This window comes from Collimonas sp. PA-H2 (genome assembly GCF_002564105.1).
GTDB lineage: Bacteria > Pseudomonadota > Gammaproteobacteria > Burkholderiales > Burkholderiaceae_D > Collimonas.
The window spans coordinates 484559-506826 of record NZ_PDBX01000001.1; the positions used below are offsets into that span (position 1 = coordinate 484559).

Annotated in this window: 24 protein-coding genes; 2 read left to right on the forward strand and 22 right to left on the reverse strand. The window is 53.0% G+C overall.

What is annotated here, in order from left to right:
• Nucleotides 1–13: 13 nt before the first annotated feature.
• Nucleotides 14–211: a type II toxin-antitoxin system VapB family antitoxin gene (locus tag BCF11_RS02250; RefSeq protein ID WP_098493301.1), complete on the forward strand. Its 198-nt coding sequence runs from the start codon at nucleotides 14–16 to the stop codon at nucleotides 209–211.
• A 43-nt stretch (nucleotides 212–254) separates the two neighbouring features.
• Here BCF11_RS02250 and BCF11_RS02255 read toward each other — a convergent pair whose 3' ends face one another.
• Complete coding sequence (locus BCF11_RS02255; RefSeq protein ID WP_098493302.1) at nucleotides 255–2033, reverse strand: hypothetical protein; 1779 nt, start codon at nucleotides 2031–2033, stop codon at nucleotides 255–257.
• A 201-nt stretch (nucleotides 2034–2234) separates the two neighbouring features.
• On the opposite strand from BCF11_RS02255, the gene BCF11_RS02260 reads away from it, so the two are divergent.
• Nucleotides 2235–2948: a response regulator transcription factor gene (locus BCF11_RS02260; protein ID WP_098493303.1), complete on the forward strand. Its 714-nt coding sequence runs from the start codon at nucleotides 2235–2237 to the stop codon at nucleotides 2946–2948.
• 9 nt (nucleotides 2949–2957) lie between these two features.
• Here the strand turns inward: BCF11_RS02260 and BCF11_RS02265 are convergent, their stop codons facing one another.
• The 21 genes from BCF11_RS02265 to BCF11_RS02360 all read right to left on the reverse strand — a co-directional run bounded on the left by BCF11_RS02265 (nucleotide 2958) and on the right by BCF11_RS02360 (nucleotide 21465).
• Nucleotides 2958–3464: a hypothetical protein gene (locus BCF11_RS02265; RefSeq protein ID WP_098493304.1), complete on the reverse strand. Its 507-nt coding sequence runs from the start codon at nucleotides 3462–3464 to the stop codon at nucleotides 2958–2960.
• Nucleotides 3464–4462 (reverse strand): hypothetical protein, encoded by a 999-nt coding sequence (locus BCF11_RS02270; protein WP_098493305.1) that lies wholly within the window; start codon nucleotides 4460–4462, stop codon nucleotides 3464–3466. The genes BCF11_RS02265 and BCF11_RS02270 overlap by 1 nt, the downstream gene beginning before the upstream one ends.
• Nucleotides 4462–4761 (reverse strand): hypothetical protein, encoded by a 300-nt coding sequence (locus BCF11_RS02275; RefSeq protein WP_098493306.1) that lies wholly within the window; start codon nucleotides 4759–4761, stop codon nucleotides 4462–4464. The genes BCF11_RS02270 and BCF11_RS02275 overlap by 1 nt, the downstream gene beginning before the upstream one ends.
• Nucleotides 4758–5363, reverse strand: a complete 606-nt coding sequence (locus BCF11_RS02280; protein WP_199110720.1) for a tail fiber assembly protein — start codon at nucleotides 5361–5363, stop codon at nucleotides 4758–4760. The genes BCF11_RS02275 and BCF11_RS02280 overlap by 4 nt, the downstream gene beginning before the upstream one ends.
• Nucleotides 5363–7561, reverse strand: a complete 2199-nt coding sequence (locus BCF11_RS02285) for a phage tail protein (protein ID WP_158229132.1) — start codon at nucleotides 7559–7561, stop codon at nucleotides 5363–5365. The genes BCF11_RS02280 and BCF11_RS02285 overlap by 1 nt, the downstream gene beginning before the upstream one ends.
• Nucleotides 7562–7635: 74 nt before the next feature.
• Nucleotides 7636–8103: a hypothetical protein gene (locus BCF11_RS02290; RefSeq protein WP_098493308.1), complete on the reverse strand. Its 468-nt coding sequence runs from the start codon at nucleotides 8101–8103 to the stop codon at nucleotides 7636–7638.
• A complete protein-coding gene (locus BCF11_RS02295; RefSeq protein ID WP_199110722.1) occupies nucleotides 8100–8882 on the reverse strand; it encodes a hypothetical protein in 783 nt (260 codons plus the stop codon). Before BCF11_RS02295 ends, BCF11_RS02290 begins: the two co-directional genes overlap by 4 nt.
• A 7-nt stretch (nucleotides 8883–8889) precedes the next feature.
• A complete protein-coding gene (locus BCF11_RS02300) occupies nucleotides 8890–9720 on the reverse strand; it encodes a hypothetical protein (RefSeq protein WP_143751236.1) in 831 nt (276 codons plus the stop codon).
• Between the two features lie 15 nt (nucleotides 9721–9735).
• Nucleotides 9736–10380: a hypothetical protein gene (locus BCF11_RS02305; protein WP_098493310.1), complete on the reverse strand. Its 645-nt coding sequence runs from the start codon at nucleotides 10378–10380 to the stop codon at nucleotides 9736–9738.
• Nucleotides 10380–11816 carry a hypothetical protein gene (locus tag BCF11_RS02310; protein WP_098493311.1) on the reverse strand — a complete coding sequence of 479 codons (1437 nt, stop codon included), beginning with the start codon at nucleotides 11814–11816 and terminating at the stop codon, nucleotides 10380–10382. The genes BCF11_RS02305 and BCF11_RS02310 overlap by 1 nt, the downstream gene beginning before the upstream one ends.
• Before the next feature lies 1 nt (nucleotide 11817).
• Nucleotides 11818–12105, reverse strand: a complete 288-nt coding sequence (locus BCF11_RS02315) for a hypothetical protein (protein ID WP_098493312.1) — start codon at nucleotides 12103–12105, stop codon at nucleotides 11818–11820.
• A gap of 107 nt (nucleotides 12106–12212) precedes the next feature.
• Nucleotides 12213–13787, reverse strand: coding sequence for an OmpA family protein (locus BCF11_RS02320; RefSeq protein ID WP_098493313.1), 1575 nt, complete (start codon nucleotides 13785–13787; stop codon nucleotides 12213–12215).
• A gap of 104 nt (nucleotides 13788–13891) precedes the next feature.
• The gene (locus BCF11_RS02325) at nucleotides 13892–14929 is read right to left on the reverse strand and encodes an OmpA family protein (RefSeq protein ID WP_098493314.1); all 1038 of its coding nucleotides are present in this window, start codon (nucleotides 14927–14929) and stop codon (nucleotides 13892–13894) included.
• 211 nt (nucleotides 14930–15140) lie between these two features.
• Nucleotides 15141–15386, reverse strand: coding sequence for a GlsB/YeaQ/YmgE family stress response membrane protein (locus tag BCF11_RS02330; RefSeq protein ID WP_098493315.1), 246 nt, complete (start codon nucleotides 15384–15386; stop codon nucleotides 15141–15143).
• A gap of 297 nt (nucleotides 15387–15683) precedes the next feature.
• The gene (locus BCF11_RS02335; protein ID WP_098493316.1) at nucleotides 15684–16346 is read right to left on the reverse strand and encodes a DUF799 domain-containing protein; all 663 of its coding nucleotides are present in this window, start codon (nucleotides 16344–16346) and stop codon (nucleotides 15684–15686) included.
• Between the two features lies 1 nt (nucleotide 16347).
• A complete protein-coding gene (locus tag BCF11_RS02340) occupies nucleotides 16348–16716 on the reverse strand; it encodes a DUF4810 domain-containing protein (protein ID WP_098497281.1) in 369 nt (122 codons plus the stop codon).
• Nucleotides 16717–16744: 28 nt separating this feature from the next.
• Nucleotides 16745–17422: a CsgG/HfaB family protein gene (locus BCF11_RS02345; protein ID WP_098493317.1), complete on the reverse strand. Its 678-nt coding sequence runs from the start codon at nucleotides 17420–17422 to the stop codon at nucleotides 16745–16747.
• A 67-nt stretch (nucleotides 17423–17489) separates the two neighbouring features.
• Entirely contained in the window at nucleotides 17490–18383 is an 894-nt protein-coding gene (locus BCF11_RS27385; RefSeq protein ID WP_143751237.1) for a hypothetical protein, read from the reverse strand.
• 380 nt (nucleotides 18384–18763) lie between these two features.
• Nucleotides 18764–20311, reverse strand: coding sequence for a hypothetical protein (locus tag BCF11_RS02350; RefSeq protein ID WP_098493318.1), 1548 nt, complete (start codon nucleotides 20309–20311; stop codon nucleotides 18764–18766).
• Nucleotides 20304–21230 carry a terminase small subunit gene (locus BCF11_RS02355; RefSeq protein WP_098493319.1) on the reverse strand — a complete coding sequence of 309 codons (927 nt, stop codon included), beginning with the start codon at nucleotides 21228–21230 and terminating at the stop codon, nucleotides 20304–20306. Before BCF11_RS02355 ends, BCF11_RS02350 begins: the two co-directional genes overlap by 8 nt.
• Complete coding sequence (locus BCF11_RS02360; protein ID WP_098493320.1) at nucleotides 21214–21465, reverse strand: AlpA family transcriptional regulator; 252 nt, start codon at nucleotides 21463–21465, stop codon at nucleotides 21214–21216. Before BCF11_RS02360 ends, BCF11_RS02355 begins: the two co-directional genes overlap by 17 nt.
• Nucleotides 21466–22268: the final 803 nt, after the last annotated feature.

Genomic DNA, 22268 nt, shown 5'->3' on the forward strand with positions numbered 1-22268 from the left:
CTAGGACGACATCATGCTTACAACCGTTGATTTGGATGACGCGCTTCTTGCTCGTGCAAAAGCATTGTGCGGTCTGGAAGAACACAACGCCCTCTTGCAGGAAGCGCTAAACGCGTTAATTCAACGTGAAAGTGCTCGTCTTCTCGCGCAGCTAGGTGGCAGCGAATCAAAACTGCAGGACATTTCACGTCACAATGATGACATTCATTAGTAGTGGTCAATATCAAGTTGCAATGAATTAAATGTGGGGCCAACTACTCAACGTTAGCAGACTGCGGGAACAATTCGCTTTCCGTCATTTCAGGCGATGATTCGGGAATAGAAGGCGAGAAATATTCAACAGGAATCGGCTCACTCATCGTAGCAGGTTCAGCAGCAATGTCCTGAGCAACCTCCGTCGATACAGAAACCTGTTCGGCTTCAGCTTCGGCAATTATTTGCAAATCAGCCTCGGGATGGGAATCCGGAACTGCCCCTAGCTGGTCTACGCCTGCCGCTGCTGCCGGTTCCGTGCTCACTGACAAAATTTCGACAACTGAATCAACTGCTGCGACAGTAGGAGCGACAGGAACAATGTCCGCGGCCGCCGGCGGCAATTTTTCTTCGGAAATTGGATTATTATCGTCCAATACTTCAATGATCTCCGGTGTCGCGATCTCGTCCGGCACAATTTCACCCGGCTCGATGGAAACAGGATCCGCGATAGGCTCAGGTGGTGTCGTGACTGTTGCGATTGGTTCTGAGGCGGGTTCCGGAGCTGGCTCAGTGACCGGCGCGGCGACAGGATCAGAGATAGGTGCCGCCGGCGCGGTGCCGATACTATCCGGAACACTGGGTGTAGACTCCTTCTCGACGCGCCTGACTGCCAGCTCGCGCTGCAACCGTGCCAAGGTTGCCTCCTTTTCCGTGATCGCTGTCTTCAATGCTTCAATCGCCTGCATGCGCGCCGAGCGCTTTGCATTGGCACGCTGGAACGTGGCCGAATTTCTCTCGGCCAGGCGCAACAGGCGATTTGCCACCTCGCGCACATTGAGATCGACGCCGCGCTCAGGCGCAGCAACAATCGTCACGTCCTTCTTATTGAGCATCCATTTCCACGAAATCAGATCGTCCGTTGACGTGATTTTTTGCGGCGTAACATCGGGATTATGGAAAAAGATGCTGAGCGTCTGCCCGTCCGACAACTCATAGACCACCGCCACATTGGCCGTTCCGCGCTGCTTGAACGGTTCCGTGATTTGCATGGCGACCGGCTTGACGGTGCCACCGGTGCGCTCCATGACGTTCTGCATGATCTGCATTTTGCGTTCAAGCTTCGCAAATGGCGTCACCAAAGCATCGAAGGTATAGACGCCCTCCGCGTCATCCAGAATATCCATCACGCTCAACGGGTCGTACATCAACCCGTCTTCATCGTGGCGCCGAATGTCGTACAGCAGCCCGTCATAGGTCTTGCCAATGGGAGAATCACCGTCCCACATTACTTTGTGCATATTGTCGTACCCTAAAATTGGAAGCGTCGTCGCGTTGATCGGCTTGGTGTGATTGCCATGCTTGGCCCACCATTTGAGTTGAGGAATTGAAATCGGAACGATGCCGTCAAGCCCCTGCCAGCCTCGGTGGTAGCTCTCCAGGTAAGCCCGGGATGCGGATTGCGCATCCGGAAATCCCAGCATGATTTTGTGTTCGTCAAATGCACCGGTCTGCTGATCGACCTGGTTAATCACAAAAGCGACTCTGGATTCTGGGTAATAGCCAATGAACACATCAAGCTCGTCGCCATCATTGCCCGTCGTGCCAGCGAAATAGCCGTAATGTGACGACATCCTGTTTTGCCATGGCCGGCCAGTAGCATCGACACCGCAACGGAACGATCCGCGTGGCTGCTCGATGGCGATTGCCATGCCGTGAAGGGTCGTTCTACCTACTTTGTAGTTACCTGCCAGTTTCTGCGCCTGAGTGGGCTCTGACAGATTGTTATGCCCCATTGCGCCAAGATGGACATCGGCTTCGATGCGTGTGAATTCGTCCATATACCCCCTTCATTGAAGCAAATGATAGGGGTAATGAGAGAGCAATTTTAGGGGTGTTTTCCTACAGAGACGACACGGAAAAATGCAGAATTTTATTGAATCAACTTACTGTCGTTGTTTTAAATTTCTAATTTTCCAAAACACTCGCAATGTTGCCATTTTGAACTAATATAGTAGTACATCGTATTTGGGATAAATCACATGAGAATTGCCATTCTTGATGACGACCCCTCTCAACTCGACTTTGTTTGTCAAATACTGACCAGCAATGGGCATATTTGCCATCCATTTCAAAGCGGAAAAGAAATATTAAAAAAACTGCATCGAGAGAGCTATGATTTGCTGATTTTGGATTGGCAAGTCCCAGATTTGAGTGGCATGGAAGTGCTGCATTGGGTAAGAGATAAGTTTTCCAAAACACTCCCAGTATTATTCATGACGAGCCGCACCAGTGAAGAAGACATTGTTGAGGGTCTGACTGCCGGGGCCGACGACTACATGACGAAACCGATTCGGCGCAGCGAACTGATAGCTCGTACCCAAGCATTACTGCGACGCGCATATCCGATTCCAAATTCGAGCAAAAAAATCACATTTAATGATTACCTGTTCGAGACGGATTATGGTCGCATCACCTTGGCCGGTAAGCCAATTGAAATATATCAAAAGGAGTTTGACATCGCGTTACTATTTTTCTGTAACCTTGGTCGCCCACTTTCGCGTGCATATATAGTCGAAAAAATATGGTCGCACGATGACGACATTCCTTCACGGACCATAGACACTCACATCTCCCGCATACGAAGTAAATTACACTTACGACCAGAAAACGGTTATCGGCTCTCTCCGGTGTATAGCTATGGCTATCGCTTGGAGCAATTGAATTCCCAAGAAGATTTTCTCCAATCCGCCTAACGTGTCGAATTATTCAGCTTTAAATCCGTCGATATACGTCAAATCATCGCGTTTGTGCAGAATGTACTTTCTGCTATACGGTGCGATATTGATGTCGCCATCGATCGCCACAACTTCATAGGCGATCTTCACATCGGCATGCAGCAGCATGTACAGCACATCCTTGGTCTTCGCCGTAAAGTGCGCGAAATCCCCCGCCGGCCTCAATGCCTCGATCAACGCGACGATTTGCGGCTCGGCGTTGTCCAACGCGTCCCCGCGGTCAACTACCGTGGATACCTGAAAATTCTCTACGATCAACAGCTTGGCGTCCCCCAGCAGTTCCCATTCGACATCCGGCTCATCCGACGAATCCAACACACCGAGGCCGCCCAGCGTTGGCATGCCGCCCATACCGCCGTCGGCCTGGCGCAATACCCGCTGCCGGAAAGCGTGACATGGAATGCCATTCGGATGGCGCAACGTGACACTACGCGCTGCCTTGTTGATTTGCATTGGTACAGAGTGCAGCATCATTAACCCTTCAGTTTCATCGTGATCACATCAAAGTCAGCCTGAGAGATCTGGCCGGCATCCTTGAGCTTTTGCAGTGTCTTTTGAGCCTCAATGACAGCCATGCCCGCTGCCTTATCCGCCCTCTTGGCCGCAGCTATCACGGCGCTCTTCAGATTTTCGGCAGATTTGCTCGGCTGTTTGACGTTGATAGCGCGATTTTTACGTGCTTGTGCTGCTGCGATTTCGCGTGCCTTGGTCTGCGCAATCACCGCGGACTGTTTGATGGCGCCCTTTTGCCCACGTTCGACCATCCCAGCCACAATGCCACGCACGGCCAGGCTGCTGCTAAATTCCTTCATTACCCGCAGCGCATGTTTGCAGGCCACACCGCTGAGCCTGGGGTTGCGTAACTTGGGATACGCGGCTTCCTGCCGGCCTTTGACGAAGCCGCCCACGGTGGCGATATAGCGATACCAGAACGTGAAGCGGCCGCAGTCACATTCGAATTTCAAGGGGCTATCCTTGACTAGCCATTTAGCCAGTGCCTTGGGATCTGTCGGCGACGCCACCGCCGCATCGAAATTCATGATCTCCACCGACACATAGTGCCGGGTCACATCCGAGTCAGCCGACGCGTCGGTCACAAACCTGATGTCTCCCCGGTTCGTTCCCGCCGGCACAGCCATCCTGATCTGCTCATTAGCGCGCTCGCGATCCTCCGGTAACGACAGGTTGATAATTTGCTGCGCCGTTAAACCTGGCTTGAGCTTGCTGCCCAGCGTCTTGGCGTTCTTCCTGAACACCACCAAGTCATCGCTGGTAATCAGGCGAACCTCGCCGCCCAAGGAGGTCAGCAGCAAGCGTTCAGCGCTGTATTCTCCCTTGACCTCATGCGGCCGTAACAGATTGACAGCCTTGGCACGGCGCTCCGCGTCGGCCTTCCGGAGTTGATCCGCAGCCTTCGCTGAACCGCGAATGCCCAGCACTGCAGCTAGTTTTGCACTGTTGATTGTCGCCATTAGCCAAAACTCCCAAAGCGTGCGCTGGTCTTCAGTGTCAGCAGCTGAGATTCCGTCGGCAGCACCAGCAATTGTTCCGGCAATTCCTGTTCGACGGAATCCAAGCCGGCCGCCGCCATCACCACCAGGAACTCATCCGGGCGCCCATAGACGCGCCGGGAGATCAAGGTCATATCAAAGCGCTCGTCCGGCTTCGACTGGTAGCGAATCGCCATTCCCCACACCGGCGTCTTTTCCACAAAATCCCGCACCTGGCGATAAAATATCGCGGTCGATGCCGTGTTCTTGTTGGCGCTCATGCCGAAACCAATGCTGTACTGACGTCATCAGGTGCAACCGGCCAGACGATGGGATGCGGGAAATGCGCTTGCTCGGGGATGCGATTCAAATTCACCCGATACTTCTTCCAGGCTTTGACCTGTGCGACATCCACATCACTTGCCTCATCCACGTCGACGCGATCCTGATATTTCGTCACCTCGCTATTGGCGCGGCGCAGTTCGCGCGCTATACGCGCTTGCGCCGCATCCAGCAGCTCGGCATGGGTAGGCAAGTAATCCGGCGTTGGTCCCCGCTTACCTGACTTGCATTCAGCATGTATCGCGCGACCGTGCGCCTCTACATCATCAGCACATGCAAGGAAGATCCGATAGTCGTCCCAAGCGTCAAATTTGACCGAACATTGAAATCCGTTAGGCATGCGAACAACATTTTTGATGTCGGAATAGGAAAACGGGTCTACCGGGTCAGGCAGCTCGGACGGCATCCAGGTCGGCGCAGGCTGCAGTGCCGTCAAGACCGGGGGCGGTAGCTCCGGCAGATCAAATACAGGCGCGGCCACTTGTTCTTCAATATCCCCAACATCCACGTCCGTCGTTTGTGTGTTTTTCTTCATTGCCATTACGCTACCCTTTGCCATAAAACTGAACTCGATTCGTTACCTTCCACCGCACCCGACCCGTAGTCGTACACCTGACCGCGTTGCTCCCAAATGCCAGCAAGGCCCGTACCATCTTTTCTTTTGTTTAATATGTAGCCGCCGATGCCGCCATAACCTAAGCCTTGACCGGTCAGCTGATGGGCATACACCGACGTCACACTAGATGACACGGCCATCGCAGCGCGGTTGTAGATAGAAAACACGCTGGCACCGGCCTCTATGCCAAGCACGTAATAGGGTTGGTTGGCTGGCGGGTTCTCCGCATAGCGCAACGGGAAGCCGTTCCATTTACGTGAATCGCCCACACTGAGATTGCCGGTCGCGCAAAGCCGTGCGCCGGTTGGGCCGTCACTACCCCAGAGATAGGTTGTTTGCCCGCCAGGATCGGACCAGCTCATCCGCATATAGCTATTGCCATTACTGATGTTTTCAGCGTTCGTTGCACCGCCAGCACTGGCCGCATAGGCCACTCTGAAACTGGACGGGTTGTATACATAGATCCCCTCGGGGGTGTTACCGCCCAGCAGCCAGGTCGGCTGTCCATCTTGCCCCGACCAATGCAAAGAAAATCCTGCCCCGTTGGCTTTACTGCCCGGATCGAAGTTGGCATTAGTCCATGCCTGCAGCCATGTCCCCCATCCGGAATCACCAATATTAACGCGCGTAAATATGTGCCCTTCCGTTGAAAATCCGCGTTGCATCAGCCAGTTGCCGTTTCCTGGCGTCGCGGTGCCGTTCAGTGACGATGTAAAGATTTGTCCATAGGCGCTAGGCCGGTTGGCCGTGGCTTCTTGCGTATAAGTCGCCCAACCGAGTGGCGCGGCATTACAGTCTTTAATAATGGGTATACCGCCATCGGGCAACGTACCGTTCTGCCCCGCATGGAGAAGACGCTGATATTTCTCCCAGGCAGACCCTTTGCCGGTACGGTGAAACAAGTTGCCATTCGCAGTAAAGCCCAACTGGTGAGCCGGACCGCCCGAAAAATCGTCGCCAGCGCCCCATTGCCGGAAGGTGATGGCGCCATGCTGGACGCCACCGTCATCAAGGTTGCCCGCATCATTATTTCTAAAATCAAAATAGATGCCCATGTCACGATCTTTCGGCGCATAGTACTTGGCGCGAGAATCATCAACGATCACGCTGTTCAACCAGCTCCCGACTGCCTGGGAAGGTTTATAGCCCAGCGCATCCTGCTTAGACCCCGGGATAAAATTACCGGCGTGCCATAGCTTGTAGGCATTCGCGCCCAGCGAATAACCGCCAATCGAAAGATCGTTTTGAGCATCCAGTCCGAAGTGCATCGCAAATACGCCAGGACGATGAAACGTCATGTAGGCTTCGTTCTCCTCACCGCCAGCGGAACTAACCTCGATGCAGGGCCTGCCTGGGCCGGACGCGCCAGGCGCGCCAATCGCACCGGTAGATCCTTGGACCAGCAACTGTCCAGTCACCTTGCCACCTGTCAGCGGCAGATAATTGTTTAGCGCCACTTCCAGATTCGACTGAAATATCACCGCGCCATGGTCAGTATCATCGACTGTGACTTTGAGGCTGTCGCCCGACCAGCCCATTTTCACAGTATTAGATTTCTGACCATGGCCGGTACCTTGCTGAACTGGGATAAATCCCAATTTGTATTGATATTGCGGATGTGGATTTTTGGCGGTCTCATGCGCGCCAATCAGCTGGATCGCCGTATTGACGTTGGGATCCACCAACACTGTCACTGTATCAGCCGGCAGTGCGGTTAAACCCAGCGTGTAAGAGACGGTGGTCACGCTGTCATCCGCGAAATACAGGATAGGCTGATCCGGCTTGCTGTAGACCGCGAACAGGGTGTCGTCAGCGTAAAAGCCAATTTCACCACACCAGAATGGCGATCCAACGGGCGCGATCGCTTCAGCATGCACCTGAATCTGCGTCGGGGACACCTTGCCGCCGCCGGCAATCGCTACCCGCATTATTTCATGCTGCAAGCCAGTTTCGGCGCCATTCGGCCTGTATTTACCCGTACCGAAAGCAATGTGGGTGACGGCCACCTCAATCCCGGTTTTAGGGACATTGATCGCGGCCATCACGCCGGCCTCAGTGAGGGTCGGACTGATCGTTCTAGGTTGCGTCTTGATTTGGGAGCTCATCGAATTGAGAGCGGTCATGCTGACCGCCTTAGCTGAAAATAACGATGCTATTTTCTGCCACGCCATCCCCCGCGGCTGGCGGGGTTTTCCATTCAGATCGTGACGAACCCGCCCTGGCCGGCGTCAAGAAACCAGTCCTGCATTTCCATCGCACTGTCGATGCCCAATGCCTTCTTGACATACAGCGCCGTCGCCAGCACCGCTACCTGCCCGCAAGTAATGTCCGGCGACACGCGGTACAGACGCTTGCCAAAATCGCTCATGCCATCCGGTTCCAGCTTCTGACGCGGATCACAGCGCGCGGCCTTATCGTCAATCATCAGCGTTTTGCCGTTAGAGCGAATGAAAAACTCTTCAATCGCATCCATGAAGTCGACATCGGTAAACAAGCAGTCTCGTTCGGTCAGGCTGACGCCACCGATCAGGATCGCGTCGCTGAAGCGGTCGGTGCGATAGGCCGCCTCTTTGCTGACCAGCAGAATGTCGGATTCCGCCTCGTAGAAGGAATACACCGTGGCTGGCGCCATGCCGTAGCCGGAGATCGAGGCTTGGATTTTCACAGTTCGGGTACTCCCTGATGCCATGGCACATCTGGCGCGCCATCAGCGACATGGCTATGGACGTTCTGCACCAGGTCGTGCGAAATCACTTTCCCCACCGCCGGATAGCCATGCGGATTATCGGCGCTCCCATCGCCCTTCCCGTCGTTCTGTTCCCCCGACTTCGGTCCTGAGAACAAAGGAATCGTCTCTTTCAGCGTCAGATCGATCGCCAAGATCGTCAGGTTCTTCTGTCCAGAGTCGATATTCATCGCCGGCACGTCTGTGGCCTCCAGCATCACCGGCCATTGATGGTTGATGCCAGCAAAGCGGTATGTCGCATCAAACCGGCGATTGACGACCGCCGCGATAAACAGGGTGAATTGAGCCGCCATGCTGCGCGCGGTCTCATCCTCGGCGGCGCAAATGACAATCTGAGCGCGGCGCTCTCCCTGCATCTGCCGTAGCTGAAAAAGCCGATTCAGCGGATCGCCTGGCAGCGTCACCCATTCCGGCTCCGGCACTTGACGAGAAAAGTCCCCCAGCACCGGCGAATAATCCTTACCGGTTGCCACAATCATGACCGGCAGATGCGCGCTACTGCCCGGGCCGCCGTCATTGTCATTCTTGCGCCAGGCGGCCAGCATGTCCTGCACCTGGTCAATCATCCGATCTGGCGCCCAGACGATGCTCTTACTGATCCCCCGCTCAGCAAATGACTTCATCGCTCGGGTGGTTGGCGTGAGCGAGGCGTAATAGCGTCCCATGTACCGGCCAAAAGCTTCTTTCAATTCAAGCATGGGATCCTCAGCGGCGCAGCAGGCGATTGACCAGGTTGTCAACACAGCGACCCTCTGGCTGATCCGGCACAACGATGCCAGGCAAGATCGCCCGTTTGAATTCAGCAGCATCTGCGCGCATCGCATTCAATCCGGCCTTGCTGACCATCATGGGGAGCGATCCAGCCGAATCCAGCGCGGCCTGTCTGCCGGCCAACATGGCAAGGTATTGCTCGTTTTCTTCCTCCAACCTGGCAATCACCATCAGCGCGCGCTCATGATCCGCCCGTGCATCCCCGAGGCTAGTCTGAGCGCTGTCCAGCAACGCCAGCATGCCGTGCAGATTCTGGTTGTAGTCGGCAATCACAGCATCGTCCAGAATCGCACCGCCGTCATCTGCGCTTGCCGTATCCAACACGTAGCCGCGGTTGTCATCGAAGTTGGGCTCATTCACGTAATCGAAACCGAAGAAACGCCCTTCGACCTCGCTCAGCGCCGACGAGAACCCGCCCTTTTTGCTCTCGAACATCTTTTGCGCAGTACGGCCGGCATCCGTCTCCAGGAACTCTTCCTCATGCTCGATGGTGCCGTCCGGGAAGGCCTTTAAATGAATGGTCGAGATCGCAGGCTCCAGCTTGACCAACTTGCCCTGGTAAATCCCGCCCTCCGGCGGCATCATGCCGAATTTGACGCGCGGCCAATGGCCGTAATAGCCAAACATGTCGCGCTTTTGAATACGCTCCTGTGTCCTGGCGCCATTGATAAAGGCAGCGACCTTATCGATATTAAAATGCCGCGGCTTCCCCGTCAGTTCGCGACCGCGATCATTGAGGTTGTACTGAATCACACCTGTTCGCATCCTACTCTCCCCTGTCTAGTGCGGTGAAGGCAGCATCGCTTCGCCTTCAGCCCGATAAAATTGCTGCGCCATGGCGCCGTTAAAAATACCTATCTCATTCTCAAAGCGCTTCAGCAACGATAGCTGCAGCACATACTTGGCGGCGATCACCGCGCGCAATGCAGGCGCTACCATCGGAATGTTCATTCCCATTTCTCCCTCATCATCGATCGACACCCGAATCCGGCTGGTCAGATAATGCGTGGCGCTAGGATCTGCGCTACCTATGCTGCTGGCGCTGCTCAAGGCCGTCGGATAGGGCTTGCTCTTGTCCTGCCAAAGCTGCTCGACAATCCAGCCGTTCGGCCATAGCAGTTGCAGATACATGCGCAAAAAATGCAATCCCCGCTTGGGATTACGCGCGCGCCAGGCTTTATAGAGATAGCGCATAGCCGGCTCTTCGGTGCGGATCAGCGCCAACCCTTCCCGTTTTACGTGGCGCTCGATCAAGGGCAAGGAACCCAGGTGCGGCACGCCATAGACGTTCAATTCGCGCTCGGCGTCCCGTAAATGAGTCTCGAACAGGAACAACACCAGCTGCTTCAGTTCCACTTCTAGTGCGTTGGCGTCATGGCTGTGCTGGAGTGGCGCAAGTGATGGAATTCTGCTGTCGGCGCCCATTACTGCCCCCAGGAACCAAGGTTGTAATTGGCCAGGGTCACAGAGACGTTCAAACTATCCGGGGTCATGTAGCGGAAATGCTCAGGCAGCTGCTTACCTTGCATCGGCGTGATCGTCACTGAAAAATCGCTCCCCGAATCCTGCAGCGCCTGGACGTTGTTCTTCAATAGCGCGTAGATCGCCTTGTATTTCATCACCAACATGCCGGCGCGGATTGGCACAGCCTTCTCGCCATATTCCTTCAGCAAAACATCCAGAATCTGCCTTTTTACGGCAACGGCGTCGTGAATACGCGCCACCTCGGCGAGGATGGTCATGCCGATGGCAAGAATGGCCGGAGTGATGAACACGATGCGATAGGAGTCATCAGCGGCTTTGATTACGCGCACAATCTCCCGTTCGATCGATTCGCGCGTGGCGCCATCGGGTGGAACGAAGGAGACGAACAGCCGGTTGATATTGTCCAGGCTCGGCCCGCGCACTAACTCTTCAATCGTTTCATTCCAGATCGAGAGAAATTTCAGCCCGGCGATATTACGGCGAACCAGGAAATCAAACTCGCCCAGGTACACCGCCGTCTGGTCATAAGCTGACGGGTATTTGCAGAGCTCTCGCAGCGTCGCGATATCGATAGGCGCGGCGCCAGGAATCAATAGCGAGTCCATCGTGATCTTGATTAGGCCGTCTTGCGGCGCTACCGCATAATCCAGGGCGAAGGGACTGCCAGCGTCCGGGCGCACATCACCTGTCGTCTCATACACGGTCAGGGTCAGCACCTCACCGACGTTGGGCTGATAACCAACATAGCCGGCATAGCCAAACACGACAAACAAGCGCCGGTATTCGTCGCATTCCACATGGAATACCTTGTCGCCATTGGCAACATTCGTGAATTCCACACTATATGTATACGGTGTGCCCGCCGCGTCAGCTACCGAGATTCCACTGATAAAGCGCCCGTCGCTGGGCTGCGGCACCTCAATCTTATAGAACGGCTGCGAGACGGTCACGGTGTGCTCAATGGCGCGTACCTGCTTTTGCAGCAGCTCGGCATGTCCCACGCCGCCGGCGGGAACCGTTACCGGCGAATCGGTAACGTACATGCGGCCGCTCGAATCCAGCAGGCCGCGACCGGCGCCAATGGCAAACGCAGCATTGGTAGGATTCTCGACTTTCACCTTCACACGCGCAGGCGTAGCCATCGGCATCAGCCCCTTCAACGATGCATCGGCCAGCACCGTCGAATCCCGTACCTTGTCAAAGGGCTCCATCGCGCCAAGCTCAATCTGCTGCGACATCATCGCCATCATCTGCGCAATGGCCGACTGCGCCTGCAGCAGCCGCGGATCGCCCACCTGGTACAGCGCCGCCAGCTCGGGAAACTGCGAGACCGAATTGACAATTACCCGATCAAAGTCTTCTTTGGAATAGGCCATGTCATCTCACCCGTTCCTGCCAGCCGGCCACATCGACAATTAGCTCACGGCGATCCGGCAGCCCGTCCACGTAGAAAACATTGACGGTGCCAGCCGGCATCGCATCCAGCGCCGGCACGTCCTCGCGCATTTTTCCGATGAAAGCATCGCCGATGCCGGCGGCCATGGGATTTTGCAACAGCGACTGGGGATCAGCACCATAGTCCGAACCGAGATAGCCGTTCGGCGGCGTACTCAGCCAATGGCTGACCATGGCTTGAATGTCTTGGGCGGTGATAGTCGGTTTCATGGCGATGATGATAGGGCCATCGCCGAGGGTGAGATAAGGGGGTTTTCCATCCCATCGACAAAAAACCCGCTAACCTTTCGGCGCGGGTTAAATTTATATCCCAATAACTACTTCTGCTCGCTAAATGCAATGCGACGATTTTGGAAACGACCGCTCGGAGTATCGTTGTCCCCTACAGGTTGAATATCCCCGTATGCTTTAGTTGTGAACGTGGCTGCAGCAATACCTTTTAACACAAAGAAGTCGCGCACCGCATCGGCACGTTTTTTCGACAATTCCATATTGGAGACAGACGATCCCTGGTTATCGGTATGTCCGCCGATTTCAAGTTTTGCGTCCTTGGCACAATCCCTGATCGCGGTAACTGCCTTGCCGAACTCCAGTAAATCTTCCTTCGGAATATCAAAGGAGCCAGAAGAAAAATTAAACGAATAGGTATTCATAGCACCCACCACATCGGCTGTAGTGCATGAGCCGGGTTTAAGGACGGCTAACGCATCTTCAAATTTTTTCTTGTTGTCGGCCAAAGCTTCTGACAGATCGAACAACGATACAACATATCCGGCGCCAAAAAGTGCTTTCGTCTTATCCAATAACTGCAGTTTAGGATCCGTGGCCGCTCCACCTATTTCTATACTGTTGCCCTTGATCGTCAATTCAGTATTCGGCAGCTTGAAATTTGTTAACAAGTCCGGCAGTTCACCAATCCAGCCGGCAGATTTGGTCGCACCATCAACTTTGATGTCGGCGTTAACTCTGTCACCATAGTTTTTTTTCAAATCTGCCAGAATGGCTTCCTTATCCGTTTCACTTCCTACGGTGGCAACGACGGTAGCCTTGCCGTCTTTGTCCGTCGTCAACGACAACGTAGATGCTTTACTAGGCGCTGCGGGCTCAGCAGCCACCGGCGGCGTAACAACCGATGTTGGAGAAGATACCGATTCCTTATTGCAACCACGCATAAAAAACAACAACGCGGCCAACGCTAACAGCGCCAAGAGCCACCACCATTTTGCAATACCAGTCTTTTCCTTGGACACAGGAATACCATCGGTGGGTGCGGCTGACCGCGTATTCATATGAAAGGCCGACAGCGTTGTTTTGAGCTTGTTGCCAATGCCGTCAAAAAAATCCCACGCCGTCCCCACTCCCAAAGCAGCCCACACGCTCTCAGGCAATTTTCCATGAATGAACGACACTTGATGCGCCAATGTCGAAATCAACGTGTGCTGTTGTCCCTTGCCGGCTTGCAGATGATTTTTGATCAATCCAAACAGGGTGGCCGTCACCACACTGGTCATAGCCGTGACAGCGCCAACCGCGGTATCAGTGTGCTGAGCCACTGCATTCGTTAACTGGTCTTTCGTTTTATCACCGAGCAAGGCCACGGTCTGCTCGCCGCCGGCTTTGATCAAATTTCCCGCCGACACCGGATTGTCAAGCAGACTAACTAGATTCGTACCGATATTCGAGTCAACTTGAGGGGACATGATAGATGTATATAACGCACGAGCCCCGTCAGGCGTATCTGCCTTTTTGATCAAGGAAGTAATTAAACTTGGCGTCAAGGTGTCAAAAACCACCTTGGCCTTACTTTCCTCAATGCCAAGGTGAGTAGTCGCGAGTTGAACGACCTGTCCGCTAAGGGTCGTTTGCGCGAGTTGCAAAAGATTAATACTCATATGTTTTCTCCCTCAAAAAGATAAAATGACTCGGGCGCCGATAGTTGATTGACAACGCCGACGGACAAGCCGTCTATACTCGCCTCTGGCACTTACTGCCCGATCTAACGTACCGACTTCTCAAAAGTGACTTGTTCCAACTCGACGCGGCGATTCGGTTCCAGGCATTTGATCAGCTCAATTTTCTTTTTCTGATTACATTCAACTACCGGGTTGGCTTTTCCTTTGCCTACCGAAGTCAGGCGATTCGCCCCAACACCTTTGCTTACCAGATAGCTCTTGACGGCTTCTGCTCTGCGCTGCGACAGTTTTTGGTTGTACTGATCTGAGCCGAGACGGTCTGTATAGCCGCTGATGACAATATTATTCACTTGCGTATTTGCCGCTAGTACGCTCGCGATTTCGTCTAGCTTCGGCTGCGGCATGCGCAGTGTCGCACTGTCAAAATCAAATAGCTGGGTAGACGACAGTGTTATTTTCTCGAAGCGCGGAGGCGCCACTTGTGGGGAGACAGGAATCGGTTCTGGTGCCAGTTGTGCCGCCACTATTGGCGTTGGAGCCTTGTCGAAGGTATAGATCAAGCCGATGCCGAATGTCGTGTTGTTGTCCCGCTTGAAACCGAAATCGCTGTTGTTTCCCAGGAAACCGACGGAACGCCGCACATCTGCCTGCATACTCCACTGATCGTTGAAGGCATAGCGCAAGCCGGCACCAAGATTAATGTAAGGAGCTGTCTTGGAGGCGTTAGCGCCAGCGTTAGTGACTTTGTCGTATTCAACGCCGGCACCGGCCAACAAGAATGGCTGAAATGCACTACGTGAAAACATATAGAGGGCATCGACACCTAACGTACTTTGCCGATAGGTGATTCCCGCGTCTTTGTCTTTAGCGCGTCCGTAGCTCCCCCCCAATTGGACATCCCAATCCTGCGAAACAGCACGACCAAACCGCAAACCTACACCTGGACCATTTTTGTCATTGCCACTCAGAAAACGAGCATCGGGGTCAAGCAGATTAATACTCGGCGCAACATACCAGGATGGATTATAGGAAGTGGCGGAAGCAGTTTGCGCAGACGCGTTGAACGCCGAGGCGGCGAACAAGATACAAATTGCTTGGCTAATTTTGTTTGGATTCATCATCGTCTTTCTTTGTGTAGTGAGTTATGAATATTGGTTGAGTATGAAGCGGCGATCAACTCAGAGAAAATTTTATAGACCGCCACCTCCAACAAACGCCGAAGCTGCGAGTCAAATACCGTTACAATCGTTAAGGATTGTCATAATATTTCGCTGATGAAAAAACCCCGCATTTAAGCGGGATTTTAAGATTCACTCTTCATGCCGAAAAATATCAAGTGCGTTTGATCAGTCGCAGAATGAATAGCAAGATCACGGCGCCAACAGTGGCAGTCACAATCGACCCGATAATACCGCTACCGATATGAATACCAAGTATTCCTGCCAACCAACCGCCGATGAAGGCGCCAACAATGCCGACGATGATGTCAACCAACACACCAAAGCCGCCGCCCTTCACCACAACTCCCGCCAACCAACCAGCAATTGCGCCAACAATTAACCAAGCTATAAATCCCATAAAATTTCCTTTCAAATTAGTTACTGCCAAGCAGACGAAAGTGCCAAAAATCCAAAGCCCCCTTTTGTTCCATTTTTATGCGCTCTATGACAGTCCAAGTCTAGCCTTAAAAAAAATGTTAATGATTGTCATCTCAATTGGAAATGGAAGGATTTTGCAATTGTTTTCGTTTAGAGAGTTCACGGAGCGGAACTGCCCTATGCGAGGATTTTCCTATTCAGAAATAAAAAGCCCGCTAACCTTTCGGAGCGGGCATTGACTATCTAATTAAACTTCCACATTGCCAGTTAGGTTAGATCAATCGGTACCGTATTTCGGTGAGTGCGGACCATACAATATGCCATTTGGTTGATGGGCAGACAGCAAGCGTTGACTAGTTACTCCGGCAATAACATGACTTTTATCGGAAAGATTATTTGCAATCTGATTTACTGCCGCAGTAACCAGCATCGCTATCAAACCGCCACCACTGTTTCCTCCTTCACTGCTCGACGCGCTAGCCGTCCCAGACCATAACGTCCCGCCTGTTTTCAAGTCAATAAGCTTGGCATCGGCAGTCACGACCACCGCACTGCTGAGAACCGCATAAATTGAGCCGTACTTGCTAACCGTGACATACAACGCCGCATCGGCTCCGAAGATCTCGTTTAACTTAGCTGGGGCTATAGTTTGTATGTCTGTGGCATTAGTCATGCCATTTTGTTTGAGCGTCTCGTCGACTAACGCTACCGGCAATACGTAATAACCAGCTTCACCCAACGGGTACGTCATTTGCGACAACATACCATAGGTCGCATTAACGTCGGGAGACGTATTCACGGGTGGCAAAATCAAAATTGATTTAGGTCGGCTTTGTTTAAACGCCGTATAGTCAACAACATGTTTAGCACGCGTCGCACAACCTGCAGCAAGGAAGATCAAAGACAAACAAAGGAGCGATCTAGAAATTTTCTTTAGCATATTATTTCTCTTGTTTTTTTGATTTTTTCATCAAAAAATCCATGTAAGCAGATGATTCTGGGAATAAAGTTTTCTCAGTCTCGAATTCCTTTATTACTTGATCGTTCTTCCCCATGCTCGCATATAGCATGCCAAGGTGAGCATGATAGCCAGGAGGCGGCATGTTTCCAGTCGCCCGAATTTTCTGCAAATCTTGTTCAAGCGTACTGATTTGTTCCTCCACACCTTTTTGACCTTTGAAGTATTCGTATACTTGCGGCTGATAGCCCTCCCATTGATAGAGCTGCTTTGGTGCTGTATGACAGCCGGTAAGCGCAATGCAACTCAATAGCGTCAATGCTCCAATATTCCCTATTCCTAGTGTCTTCATCTTCTCTAGCACTCTCTTTTAGTCGTTCTTATTTCCCAGGTTGCCAAGCGCCTGAATCGATAGCAGATACCAGATTATTGATTGCTTCCCGCATCGCCAAATCAAGCACCTTTCCGTTCAACGTGGAATCGTAATTGGCAGTACCACCAAAACCAACTATTTCCCGGTTGGACAGGTTATATTCGCCGGCCCCTTGAGTAGAAAACACTACTTCGGAAGTCTTGATATTCACAATATTCAAACTCACCTTCGCATAGGCGGTCTGAACCTTTCCACGCCCCAGAATGCCAAACAGCTGTTGGTCGCCGACTTCCTTGCGACCGAATTCGGTAACATCTCCGGTCACAACATAATCAGCGCCCTTAAGGGTCTGAGCTTGTTTTTGGATTGCCGCTTCCTGTTTCATCTCCTCCAAATTGTCCCGATCCAGAACATTGAAACGGTTAGTTTGTTGAAGATGGCTGATCAGAATAGTCTTGGCTTGTCCACCAAGACGATCTACGCCATCAGAAAAGATACCGCGCATATAGCTGGAACGATTGTCGAACTTACCAACCGCAATTTGGGTGCGCGCGCCAGTGTATGGTTTGCCAGCACTTTCAACTTTTTGTACTGGTAGAGAGTTTGACGTTTCGGTCGCACAACCTCCCAAGGCACAAAACAGTGCAGCCATACTCAACATTGGAATTGTTCTAGTTTTTTTCATGAGTTAATCCCAAAAACAAAAAATTTTCGTCAAAAAATATTCAATAATTTTGCAAAATTAAGAAGCACTATTGCTTAGTTAGCTGCCCCACTAACGTCTTTGTATTGCTGTCTGATTTAAGTAAGAACGGAATTGAACGTAAAAAACCATTATTCCCAATCAGCGGTACAAACGTAATTCCAGTATTCCCAGTAAACCTAAGTCCAACGGGGATCTGACATGCACTGGTATTGCCCGCGGCGGCAGTCAAAGTCATTTGATAGAGATTTTTGCTAGTACCTGGCGACGCGAGTGACAAAGTGCCGCTGACATTGCAGCTTATGAACGTACCAGTAAATGTCCCGTCGCTCGCAATCACCAGCGAATCTCTTGACTGCGACCAGGTACCCGCCACACTATTTTGAGTTACGGCAAGTGCGTTGGCAGGATCGTAGACCCACGAGAAATTGGTAGGATTGGCGGACGACGTCATATAACTACCCGCAAAGCTTTGCTTAGCGACGTAGGTGCCACTGCCCGAAGTTGTGGGATTGAAAAAAAAATCTGATGTCTCTAAACCAGATATAAGAGACCACCCGGACGAAGTCGTCGAAATCACTCCAAACAAATGTTTAGGTACTGCTGACGCGTTCACGTTTATCGCAGAAAGATTGTTCTGCGAATCAATAAAACTAATTGCAGCGAAGAAGCTACTGGTATTTTTCCAGATGCCCTCAACACCATTCCCCGTCGCTGCAGTTGATCCTGGCTCGGGATTCGTGAGACTAGGTAGCACTTCTCCGATAACAGCTGTCGGCGGTGGTGTAGTTGCAGGTGGTGGTGAGGTGACAGGCGGCGCGACAGTCACTGGCGGCGTATTCGTCGCAGGCGGCGTACTTGTCGTAGCATTGTCACTTCCTCCCCCGCCACCGCATGCTACTAGCGTGAACAATGTCATTGTCAAAGCAAATTTTGTTTTCATAATCTGGTAAGTAAATTATTTTTTTAAGAAAGACAATTTTCTTAATTGGGGGGGTAGCTACCTGAAGACTGTCGCATGGACTACACATATTCATTAGACGGAAATGCCAGAAATCCGGGAAACCTTCTTGTCCCATTTTTATGCGCTCTATGGCAGCCCGACTCTAGCCAAAAACGGAATGTTAATGATTGTCATGTCAAAAAAAAGGGATGGATTTTGCAATTGTTTTCTTTTCAGCTAAACAATTCACTGATCGAGGTGGTGGGATAACAACGCTCAGTCTGTTTGTAACTTCGAAAGCGCATGTTGCACCTGCAGAGGAAGCGAGCGAGGTTTCGCGACCTTCATCAATAACTTAGTTGTACCGAGAAAATTGCACCTTAAGCCCTAGCAAAGGCATCCTCGGCTGCCCGTCGCGCCGCATCCAGGCCACAATAGCGAGAATCATAATCGGCAGATACTATGTAATGCGCGCTCTCCAGGAAGGCCATACACACGGTGTCCCATAGGTCCGGTGACGGAATGCCCTCTTCCTTCATCTTGTCCTTCGGCTCGATGTGATACCTGGCCTTTTCGTCGAAAAAATATGGGATTTTTGACGCCTGGTCGAGCAGGTCTTGGACATGCTGATTAGAGAACGTGATGCGGGCGTCCTTCACGGCCTCGGCGGCCAGCACTGAACACTGCGCGCGGAGGTTGAAGAAGCGATCCTTGTTTTTCTTCTTGAAGCATGGATTACCCCAGTTGATCTTGACCACATTGGGGCAACCGAGGTTTTCGAGCATCTTGGCGAACTGGATCCCCTGCCCGCCGACGTCGACCAGGATGGTGCAGTTGGACAGGCGCTGCGTGTAGTGGAAGACCTCGCCGGCGATGTGCTGCCAGTCTAGAGCGTTCGAGAAAATCGGCACGTCCATGATGTCTACGCGGCGCGGATCCGCATCAATGCGGTCGCCATTACCGATCACCCGGGCGTAGGTGCCGACAGTCTTGTCGCGGAAGACGCCGGCGGCGACGTCGATGACGAACAGGTTGCCGTAGGGTTCACCAGCGCTGATCGTGCGCTCGGCGCCAACTAGCTTCTCTACCTGGCTGCGACCTAGCAGGAAGCGCTCTGACTGCTCAGGGAACAGGCCCAGCACGCGGATTTGGTATTCGACCGAATCCCGGCCGCCGCTCTCCTTCTCCCGCTCCTTGAGCCATTTGGTGGTGGCAAATGGCGAGCGCTCGGAATTGAAGCGCAACGCATGCCATGAGCCCCCATTGCGCCCCGACAGCTTGTGATGGGAGGCGTGGTGCCGGCCACTGCTGCGAACGCCCTGGGAGGCAATCAGCGTCCGGTTGCAAGGCTGCGTCTGCGTACCATCGATCACATCGAAGTGGTCGTCGCTCACGCCGGCGGCTTCATCGACAATGATCAGCTGCGCCCAGCGGTGCTTACCGGCGATACCAACCGACTGGCCCTTAGCGAGCGCGACACGGCCCACAAACCATTGTTCCTCGAAGCCCGTCACATACACGCGGGTCTTGGTGATCACGAAATAGTCGCATAGCCAGGCATGCGGCCCGTTCGCCATCGCAATCTTCGAGTCCTGCATTTCCTTCCAGACGCCATCGGCCACCTGCTGCAGGTTCGGCGCGCCGATGTAGGTATTGGAGCCGATCTCAAGCTTGCCGTCGTAGACCGCATAGGGATAGCACAGCAGGTGCCAGAGCGCGATACGGCCAAACGAATTGGTCTTGCCGGTGGACGTGCCGGAAACCACGCTGACCTTGGCGTCCATGGGCTCCATCGCTTGGTATAGGTCAATCTGGTCCGCGCTGGGCGATACGCCGCATACCTCCACAGCGAAGCGCAACGGGTCAAACTGATACCGCTCTACGAATTCTGGATACTGCGGATCGTCCAGCAGGCGCTTCTTAGCCATTCTCGCCTAATCCACGCTCCGCATCTACCTGGCGCTGACGCTCCTGGGCGCGCTGCATGGCGCCGGCGAATCTCTCTTCCAGCGCTTCCCGGGTATAGCTCTTCTCTACTGCGTCGGCCAGCTTGTCTTTATATAGGCCGAAGTGGCGGGCCAGCTTATCCAGGGCATCGGTCTGGTTATGCATCTGAATCTCCAGGCCGTCCTTGGTCTGCTTCACACCGGCATAGAGCGGCAGGCTCTCACGGCCAAGCTTGCGGGTATCAGTAAAGAATGGTCGCCCGACACCCTCGCCCCAGCATTCCGGGCACTCCGGGTGCGGATCTCGGTTGCCAACGAAGCCCAGGCCGCCCTTATCGCCCCATACCAGCTCAGGGAGCTCGTCCAGCGCGCGCTTGGTGTTGGCATCAGCGAGCGCCTGCTTGGCATCCTCCATTTCTGCCGGTGTGAACTGATAGCGATGCCCTTCACCCCAGCAATAACGGCAATTCACGCGACGATACTGCGTTAGGCTGTTCGGATTCGCTTGCGAGATCTCCACCCACCGGGAAATTACCATATCGCCGTCGAAGATGCCCTGCTCGATACGATCGTTCATCACCGCGTCGATAGCCTGTTTGATACTAAGTTTTGCTAAGTGCTGTGCGGCTTGCTCATTAGCCGTCTTTGCCGAATAACCAGCCCGGATCGCAGCCTGCGTGCCATTCATGTCCTTGGTGTACTCGACGACGAACTGCTTTGTCCTGGGAGGCAGATCAAAGCCGTTCACAATCTCCTGCGCACGACGGAGCCGAGCCTGCTCAGCACTCTCAGCCGCCGGAAGCTGACCAGCAACGTCGGGTGCCGCACTTTTCACCGGATCCTTTCCCGCTTTCTTCGTTGCCTTGCCTGCCGGAGGCCTGGACTTAATTACCTTTGTCATTCGCTTTTTCTACGCCCGCACGGCCGGTTTGGCCAGCCTGAACACGGCTTTCTATCCACGCATCAATGTCGCTAGATAACCAGCCAACAGCCCGGACGCCAACTTTAAAGCATTGCGGAAATGCTCCCTTCTTCATATCGAGATAAATAGAAGGACGACTTCTTCCTGTTCTTGCCATGACGACAGGCAAACGTTCAATCGATGACTTAACTGGCGCAATTTGAGAATGAGACATTGGGAAGCGTAATAAGAGTTAGGCGGACCACTATTAGAATGCATAAAAAACCGCCTCTCTTTGCAGGTTTTCCATTTTCTGATGTAGCTTCCGACTTCCTGACAGGGGCTTTTACAGACATCGCCCTCTACGCTGCCGGCATGTCAATCAAACCTGTCCAATTCAAACCAGCCAAACGTGTCACCGGGCGCACCAGGCATAGCAGCTGATGATCCCGCCGCTTTGCGCGACGACTATCAGAAGGAACAGGAGGCGCTCAGGCGCGCCGGACGACGGCACACCCTGCCCCGCTGCCATGTTGTTACGGCAGTGCCTGCGACGTCTCAGGCCGCTTTACGCGGCTTTTTTACGTCCCGGCATTGTTACCTTGGCATGAAAAAGACCGTCGATCGCGGCCTTTCAATCGCAGCCCCCCCAGGGCTGCCCCCGTTAAATGCACTGCTTTTAATGTAGTTCGTAAAAACGCCAAGCCCACAGGCCGCGCAGGGTTCGCGGGAAAATCGACTGCAACGATTTGACGCAAAATAATGCATTTTTGGAGTGAACATCGGTTAATACCAGGCGCGGATTCGATTCCCACGGCCCCACCATTACAATCAAAGATGCCTGCTTCGAATAAATCGAAGTCTTTTATAATCGCAAACGGTAGCATTCAACGCATGCCTATAGATCACCAATCCAGCATCTCGACCGCTGGAGCAATGAAAAAAATCAAAAAACGATGGCGGATCTCATTCCCGATCACTTCTAGCCTGATGTTTCAAAATGACTGGCACATCTCAACTCCTGATGACCACCGAAAA

Excerpts from the sequence above, each read along its gene's own strand:
- BCF11_RS02250 (WP_098493301.1), top strand. The coding sequence starts at position 14 with ATGCTTACAACCGTTGATTTGGATGACGCGCTTCTTGCTCGTGCAAAA.
- BCF11_RS02255 (WP_098493302.1), bottom strand. The coding sequence starts at position 2,033 with ATGGACGAATTCACACGCATCGAAGCCGATGTCCATCTTGGCGCAATG.
- BCF11_RS02260 (WP_098493303.1), top strand. The coding sequence starts at position 2,235 with ATGAGAATTGCCATTCTTGATGACGACCCCTCTCAACTCGACTTTGTT.
- BCF11_RS02265 (WP_098493304.1), bottom strand. The coding sequence starts at position 3,464 with ATGATGCTGCACTCTGTACCAATGCAAATCAACAAGGCAGCGCGTAGT.
- BCF11_RS02270 (WP_098493305.1), bottom strand. The coding sequence starts at position 4,462 with ATGGCGACAATCAACAGTGCAAAACTAGCTGCAGTGCTGGGCATTCGC.
- BCF11_RS02275 (WP_098493306.1), bottom strand. The coding sequence starts at position 4,761 with ATGAGCGCCAACAAGAACACGGCATCGACCGCGATATTTTATCGCCAG.
- BCF11_RS02280 (WP_199110720.1), bottom strand. The coding sequence starts at position 5,363 with ATGGCAATGAAGAAAAACACACAAACGACGGACGTGGATGTTGGGGAT.
- BCF11_RS02285 (WP_158229132.1), bottom strand. The coding sequence starts at position 7,561 with ATGACCGCTCTCAATTCGATGAGCTCCCAAATCAAGACGCAACCTAGA.
- BCF11_RS02295 (WP_199110722.1), bottom strand. The coding sequence starts at position 8,882 with ATGCTTGAATTGAAAGAAGCTTTTGGCCGGTACATGGGACGCTATTAC.
- BCF11_RS02300 (WP_143751236.1), bottom strand. The coding sequence starts at position 9,720 with ATGCGAACAGGTGTGATTCAGTACAACCTCAATGATCGCGGTCGCGAA.
- BCF11_RS02305 (WP_098493310.1), bottom strand. The coding sequence starts at position 10,380 with ATGGGCGCCGACAGCAGAATTCCATCACTTGCGCCACTCCAGCACAGC.
- BCF11_RS02310 (WP_098493311.1), bottom strand. The coding sequence starts at position 11,816 with ATGGCCTATTCCAAAGAAGACTTTGATCGGGTAATTGTCAATTCGGTC.
- BCF11_RS02315 (WP_098493312.1), bottom strand. The coding sequence starts at position 12,105 with ATGAAACCGACTATCACCGCCCAAGACATTCAAGCCATGGTCAGCCAT.
- BCF11_RS02320 (WP_098493313.1), bottom strand. The coding sequence starts at position 13,787 with ATGAGTATTAATCTTTTGCAACTCGCGCAAACGACCCTTAGCGGACAG.
- BCF11_RS02325 (WP_098493314.1), bottom strand. The coding sequence starts at position 14,929 with ATGATGAATCCAAACAAAATTAGCCAAGCAATTTGTATCTTGTTCGCC.
- BCF11_RS02330 (WP_098493315.1), bottom strand. The coding sequence starts at position 15,386 with ATGGGATTTATAGCTTGGTTAATTGTTGGCGCAATTGCTGGTTGGTTG.
- BCF11_RS02335 (WP_098493316.1), bottom strand. The coding sequence starts at position 16,346 with ATGCTAAAGAAAATTTCTAGATCGCTCCTTTGTTTGTCTTTGATCTTC.
- BCF11_RS02340 (WP_098497281.1), bottom strand. The coding sequence starts at position 16,716 with ATGAAGACACTAGGAATAGGGAATATTGGAGCATTGACGCTATTGAGT.
- BCF11_RS02345 (WP_098493317.1), bottom strand. The coding sequence starts at position 17,422 with ATGAAAAAAACTAGAACAATTCCAATGTTGAGTATGGCTGCACTGTTT.
- BCF11_RS27385 (WP_143751237.1), bottom strand. The coding sequence starts at position 18,383 with ATGAAAACAAAATTTGCTTTGACAATGACATTGTTCACGCTAGTAGCA.
- BCF11_RS02350 (WP_098493318.1), bottom strand. The coding sequence starts at position 20,311 with ATGGCTAAGAAGCGCCTGCTGGACGATCCGCAGTATCCAGAATTCGTA.
- BCF11_RS02355 (WP_098493319.1), bottom strand. The coding sequence starts at position 21,230 with ATGACAAAGGTAATTAAGTCCAGGCCTCCGGCAGGCAAGGCAACGAAG.
- BCF11_RS02360 (WP_098493320.1), bottom strand. The coding sequence starts at position 21,465 with ATGTCTCATTCTCAAATTGCGCCAGTTAAGTCATCGATTGAACGTTTG.